The 1,398-nt window shown below is 70.8% G+C and carries 1 protein-coding gene; it reads right to left on the reverse strand.

Features of this window, described 5'->3' with window-relative positions; all coding sequences use genetic code 11:
• A partial coding sequence (locus ACCC94_RS29655) for a DUF3300 domain-containing protein (RefSeq protein WP_413353163.1) occupies window positions 1–1,398 on the reverse strand: 1,398 nt, incomplete at both ends.

A 1,398-nucleotide genomic window follows, 5' to 3' on the forward strand; every position in this document is an offset into this window, starting at 1 on the left:
GCTTGGCCGCGGTTGGCAAGCTCGCGGGATTGTCTCGGGTTGTTGGCGCCGGCGAAGGCGTTGTTGCGCGGGGCCTGGCTGCGGGCGTGCTGCTGGCGCGCCTGGTCGCGGATCTGCTGGTTATTCTGCGCCCGCGGCCGTTGCTGCGCCTGGTTGCTGCGGTTCTGCACCTGGTTCTGGGCGCGCTGGCGGTTGTCCGGCGTGCGGTTGAGCTCGCGGGTGGCGGCCTGCGCCCGTTCACGGGCCTGGGCGTTGTCGCGGTTGCCTTGCTGCAGACGCTGCTGGGCTTGCGGATTGTCGCGCAGGTCGCGGGTCGCCGCCTGGGCGCGCTCGCGGGCCTGCTCGTTGTTCGCCGCGGGTGGGGCGATGCCGCGCTGGGTCAGGCTTTCCTTGGCCTTGGCGCGCTCCTGGGTGCGCGCCGAGTCGAACCCGCGCAGGGCCTCACGCTGCTCGCCACCGGCCAGTCGGCGGTTGTACTGCTCGCGGCTGGCGGCGTCGCGGTAGGGCACGCCGTTGCGGTAGGTCGGGTTGTGCTGCCACCTGGTCCTGTTGCCGTTGACGTTGCGGTTGCTGTTGAACTCGCGGTTGGTATTGACGTTGCGATTGCTGTTGAAGTTGTTGTGGTGCTCCACGTCGACATCGATCTCGTGGTCGTCCCAGTCGCAGTCGCCCCAGAGCGAGCCGACGATGGCGACACCGGCGCCGAACGCCAGGCCGGTGGCCAGCGCGGTGGCCACCGGGTACTCGGGCGGCGGCGGGTAGTACACCGGCGGGCTGGCGGGATAGGGCCAGGAGCCGTAGACCTGCGTGGGGTTGTAGCTGGGCACGTAGACCACCTGCGGATCGGCGGGCTCGATGATGATGGTCTGCGCCGGTGCGGGCTGTTGCACCACCACCGTGTCGCCGCCGGAAGAGGGCTGCGCCGGTGCGGGCTGGGCGGCCGGCTTGATGGTGACGGTCTGCTGCTCGTTCGACTGCAGGTTGCCGGCGGCCTGGGCCTGGCGGCGCAGGCGCTGGATGGAATCCATTACCGCCTCGGGCTGGGCGAGGAAGGCGTCGCCCACGCGTTGCACCCAGACCGGGTCCTGTCCCAGCGTCGCCAGTACCAGCGGGAAGGCGACCAGTGACTGTACGCTCGGGTCCCAGGGCTGGTCGGCGACCTGTTTCACCGCGTCGTCGCCCACCGCCTTGGGATGGGCTTTCGACCAGGCCACCGCATCGGCCACGTTGCCGGGATAGGTGGTTGCCATCAGCACCTGCGCGAGCAGCGAGTCCGGGTACAGCGCCAGCGGCGCGAGCATCTGGTCCAGCTCCTCGACGCTGAACACGGCCTGTGACGGCGCAGCAGCAGGCGCGGCTGGTGCGGGTGCGGCGGCCGCGGGCGGCGCAGGCGGTGCT

The organism is Pseudomonas sp. Pseusp97 (assembly GCF_047304025.1).
GTDB lineage: Bacteria > Pseudomonadota > Gammaproteobacteria > Pseudomonadales > Pseudomonadaceae > Pseudomonas.